Below are 4,714 nucleotides of genomic sequence, written 5' to 3' on the forward strand. Positions count from 1 at the left end.
GTCTCTTCTGAGACACAGCTGGATCCCAAGTGGCGCTTGGTGTGGGAGCTCGTCAACGGCCGTGCTCAGGCAAGAAACCTGATCTATGCCGACCTGAGCAGGGCCAATTTGAGCCAGGCTGACTTGAGCGGAGTCAAGCTTACAGGGGCGAGCTTGGTGGAGGCTGACCTGAGAGGAACTAACCTCAGCGGGGCAAATTTGAGGTGGGCAGAGTTGGGCAAAGCCAATCTGAGTCAGGCGGACTTGAGAGGCGCCAACCTCAGCCAGACCAATCTGAATAAGGCAAACCTGGAGGGAACCAACCTCTGTGGAGCCAGCCTGATCAAGGCTGAACTGGTCAGGGCCAAACTGGTGGGGGCCAAATTGGTCGGCGCCAAGCTCATTGGAGCCAACTTGAGCAAGGCCAGCTTAGTTGGCACCGACCTGAGGGAGGCTAACCTCATCGGCACCAACCTCAGCGAGGCCAAGCTGGGCAGGTCGGGTTTGAACTTGCTTGATGTCAATGCTCCCAGCCCTCTGCGCTACCTGAGCCAAACGGACTTGAGCGGGGCAGATCTGAGGAAAGCCAACCTGAGCCGGGCAGACCTTAGCCAAGTCAAGCTCATCGGAGCTAACCTAAGCCGAGCTTCCCTAAGCAGAGCCGATCTCAGCGGGGCTGACCTGAGCGCAGCTAGCCTCAACAAGGCCAAGCTAGGAGAAGCCAACCTAACCCAGACCAAGCTGGGCAGAGCCAAGTTACGTAACGCTTACCTCAGCGGTGCCGACCTCAGCGGGGCCAACCTGAGGGGGGCAGATCTGAAATTGGCCAACCTGCGACGCTCTATTCTTTCTCCAGAAACTCAGCTCGATGCCAAGTGGCATCTTGTGTGGGAACTGGTCAATGGTCGGCCCGACAACAGAAACCTGGAGGGAGCCGACTTAAGCGGAGCTAACTTGAACTGGATCGACTTGGGCGGAGTCAAGCTGGTCGGCGCCAATTTAAGCGGGGCCAACCTTATTGGAGCCAATCTCAGCGGGGCCGATCTCAGCCGAGCCAATCTCAGCGGGGCCGATCTCAGTTGGGCTGACCTGAGCTATGCCAACTTGGAAGGCTCCAACCTGGATCATGCCACTGTAGAAGGCGCAAACCTCAAAGGCGCAAGACTTGATTTCAAGTGGAAATGGATCTGGCTGTCCCTCTGGCTTAAAGGTTTGGCGAGCATCTGGTTTGACCACCGCGATGTCCCTCGCCTGCTTCCTCCTGCTACCTCGGATCCCCACCGGCATCCTCTAGCCAAGGGAAACTAATGGTTGGCTCCCTCAATTTCTTTGGTTAGGGCCACGCGGCTTTGTGCCCTAGCAAAACTTTTCAAGCCAAGAGGACTGCTCTAGGATAAAGCATGTTCTTCTGAGGAGAATCCCCACAGTGTCGCACTTCACCAGCATCAAGGTTCAGTTCAAAAATAAAGAGATCCTGAAAGGCGCTTTGGTTGCCCAAGGTCACGAGGTCTTGGAAAACACTTATGTCCGGGGGTATGGAGGGAACCGTGTCCAGGCAGATCTGGTGGTTAGGCGCAGCAACGGCTACGACATTGGCTTTCGCCAACGGGGGGACAGCCTGGAGATGATTGCCGACTTTTGGGGAACGGGAGTCAGCGCTGAGGCTTTCTTAGCGCCAATCCGCCAAGCCTATACCCGCGAGCAGCTTCTTGCGACGGCCGCGGAGAAGGGATTTACGGTAGAGTCGGAATCTGTGGATGAAAAAGGGCAGATCAGGATTGTGTTGGGGCGCTGGGCTTGAGGAGGCATTATGGCGGAATATCAACAGGTTGAATACATCATCGACAAAGATGGCAACGTGATTGAGCGCGTGCTCAATGTCAAAGGCAAGGGCTGCCTTGAACTAACTGAGGAAATAGAAAGGGCATTGGGCACAGTTCAAAAAAGGGAACTGTTGCCTGAATATGACCAGGTACCAGTCATAGAAGAAGATGTCCAGCGTCAGGTGGAGCGTCTATGAATGCCCCAAACCCCTTTCTTGATCCCCTGTCTAGTTTAACCAAAGGGATCCAAAAGACTCTGGCTAGGATTCCATTTTGGAGTCGTAACTCTGAAATGAAAAGTCATGATGCCCTGCTGCGCAATCTCATGCAGGCTGCCGGTATCTCAACCTGGCGAGAGCTTCGACAAAAGGCCAAACTGAGTCGAGGAGCCCTAAATGCCCTGAGAACTGGACAGGCCGAAAAGCTGAAGTTAGCCGATCTCAATCGAGCGGCCAGCATTTTGCAAGTACCCTTGCCGAACCTTATTCAGGATTTTAGCGGAATTGAGCTAGCATCGGAGTCTGTAGAAACGGCTCAGGAATTGCAGCGGCTGCACAAACAGCTAGAACAGCAGGAAGGGCAATTGCGCCATCAAATCCGCGCCGAACTGGTGGAAAAGCTCAAGCCTCTTTTGGTGCAATATCCTACCCTGCAGCAGGTTGTGCAGAGGCAACCGGATTACCCCGCGCAGCAAGTCTTGGCTTTGCTGACCTGTCTGGGCAACTTGTTGGAAGACTGGCAGTTGGAAACCATTGGCCAGGTGTGGCAACAGGTGGCCTATGACCCAGAAAGCCACCAGCCCGATGAAGAGGATATCCAGGCGGGAGAGCCGGTCTACGTTCGCTTTGTGGGCTATCGACTTAGGGATCAAGTTTTAGTTCGAGCCAAAGTCAGTCGCACTCTACCTTCCTTGGCAGCATGACGACGTTGGCTATTGATTTTGGCACTTCCAATACGGTGGTCTGTGCCTACCAAAACCAAAAACCCCTTGCAATCGATATACCAGGGATCACCCACCGCTACGACGGCAGCCCCCCTCTAATTCCCTCGGTTCTCTTTGTCGGCCAAAATCAGCAATTTTTGATTGGGGCACCTGCCCAGGCCAAACGGGATCCCAAGCGCCTATTCAAAGGCTTTAAGCGGGATCTCTCTCAACAATTCCAGCCGGCTCCAACCTATGTGGATGGACAGGCCTACACAGCCCAAGAGGCCACGCGGATCTTTCTGCAGCAGCTTCTTGCCAAACTCCAGGCAGAGGGCTGGCAGCCCGATAAGGTGATCTTGACCGTGCCGGTGGGAGCCTACGAGGGCTATTTGCACAACCTGCAAGAGGTGTTTGGCTCCCTAGGGATCCAACAGGTCGTGTTCCTCGACGAGTCCACCGCGGCTGCTTTGGGCTACGGGATCCAGGAGCCGGGATCCCTGATTTTGGTGATCGATTTGGGGGGCGGAACTCTCGACCTCTCTTTGGTCAAAATCTTGAAGCCAGAGCAGGGCACTGCTTACCGAGCTGAGGTCATTGCCAAAACTGACCGGGCCTATGGCTGTGGCGGCGTCGATATCGATATCTGGATTGCCGAATGGGTGCTGGAGCAGTTGGGCCGCAAGCGACAACAGGTCCCGGCCAGCAGCTTCCAGGTTCTGTGCGAGGTTGCCGAGCGGCTCAAGATCCGCCTCTCCAGCCATTCTCAGGCCAGCGAGGCCTGGCTGGATGAAGACTCCTTTGAGACCCACACTTTAACGCTTCAGCGCGAGCAACTCCAGGAGCTGTTGGAAGAGCGCGGCCTGCTGACGCGGCTGAGAGAAGCCATCGATGAGGTCATCGAGAAAGCCCACAATAAAGGGATCTCTAAACGAGATATCCACCAGGTGGTGTTGGTGGGTGGCACCAGCCTCATCCCAGGAGTGCAGCATCAGGTCATTAGCCTCTTTGGCCGCGACAAGGTCAAGTACCACAAGCCGTTTGAGGCAGTGGCCCACGGCGCTCTGGCCTTCACCCAGTTTGCCCGCCTTCAAGATCATCTCCGCCATACCTATGCCCTGCGGCTCTGGAATCCCTATTTGCAGGCGCCCGACTTTTTCCCTCTCTTTAAGAGCGGCACGGCTTATCCTGCCACGGTGGAACTGCCTCCCTTGCAGGCCAACGCCAATGGGCAAAGCCACATCAACCTGGTGGTTGGTGAGATGGCCGAGGAAGGGGCAACTGAGGTTGTTTACGATCCCGACGGTCGGATGCAGATCCGCAACAGCACCGCAGCTTCTAGCTTTCGTCCCCTTGGGATCCACAACCAGCTTTCCATTCCCCTCAAGCCGCTAGGGCGGGTGGGAGTGGATCGTTTGCAGGTCACCTTTGCCGTCGATGCCGGGCGAACTTTGCGGGTAACGGTAGTAGATTTGCAAACTCAAAAGACCCTTATGCAGCAGCAGGTGGTTGGAAGGTTAACTTGAGGTTAGGGATGGAGGTTAGGGATGGCGGAAAACTTTGATCCTGTTCTGGGTGGACAGCAACCAGCCGGATCCGATCCGGTCATGGGAGGCTTGGTGGGCATTGAGCAAGCCCTGAGCAGTCCGAATCCCAAGGTGAGAATCCAAGCAATCAAGGGTGCTCTGAGGTACGGATCCAGAGGGGTCGAGCTTGTTATCCAAGCCCTGCGAAATGATCCCAACTGGGAAGTGCAGTTTGCGGCTCGGGAGACGCTGCTGGAGCTGCTGGGATCGAAGGATCCGGTGCGGGTGCAGGTGGTAAAGTCCCATCGACTTCCCCTCCGACAGGTTGGAGATGTCCGAGCAAGGTATAAAGCGGGAGAGCGGGATTTCCGCTGGGCCAACCTGAGGGGGGCCGACCTGATTGAGGCCAACCTGATTGGGGCCAACCTGAGCTGGGCCAACCTGAGCGGGGCCGACCTGAGCAA

Annotated in this window: 6 protein-coding genes; all 6 read left to right on the plus strand. The window is 55.9% G+C overall.

All coding sequences use genetic code 11. The annotated features are described in order from the left end of the window. The coding region (locus NW839_RS13555; protein ID WP_414332243.1) for a pentapeptide repeat-containing protein at positions 1-1,287 on the plus strand (1,287 nt) is incomplete at its 5' end. A 118-nt stretch (positions 1,288-1,405) separates the two neighbouring features. Further along, positions 1,406-1,780: a DUF1257 domain-containing protein gene (locus tag NW839_RS13560; protein WP_099812548.1), complete on the plus strand. Its 375-nt coding sequence runs from the start codon at positions 1,406-1,408 to the stop codon at positions 1,778-1,780. Between the two features lie 9 nt (positions 1,781-1,789). Continuing rightward, positions 1,790-1,999 (plus strand): DUF2997 domain-containing protein, encoded by a 210-nt coding sequence (locus tag NW839_RS13565; RefSeq protein WP_099812547.1) that lies wholly within the window; start codon positions 1,790-1,792, stop codon positions 1,997-1,999. 95 nt (positions 2,000-2,094) lie between these two features. Beyond that, the gene (locus tag NW839_RS13570; protein WP_414351929.1) at positions 2,095-2,724 is read left to right on the plus strand and encodes a helix-turn-helix domain-containing protein; all 630 of its coding nucleotides are present in this window, start codon (positions 2,095-2,097) and stop codon (positions 2,722-2,724) included. Continuing rightward, on the plus strand, positions 2,721-4,250 hold the full coding sequence (locus NW839_RS13575) for an Hsp70 family protein (RefSeq protein WP_414351930.1): 1,530 nt from the start codon (positions 2,721-2,723) through the stop codon (positions 4,248-4,250). The genes NW839_RS13570 and NW839_RS13575 overlap by 4 nt, the downstream gene beginning before the upstream one ends. A gap of 21 nt (positions 4,251-4,271) precedes the next feature. After that, positions 4,272-4,714, plus strand: a 443-nt coding sequence (locus NW839_RS13580) for a pentapeptide repeat-containing protein (RefSeq protein ID WP_414380719.1), incomplete at its 3' end; no start/stop codon positions are given.

Source organism: Synechococcus sp. R5-15, assembly GCF_047462035.1.
GTDB lineage: Bacteria > Cyanobacteriota > Cyanobacteriia > Thermostichales > Thermostichaceae > Thermostichus.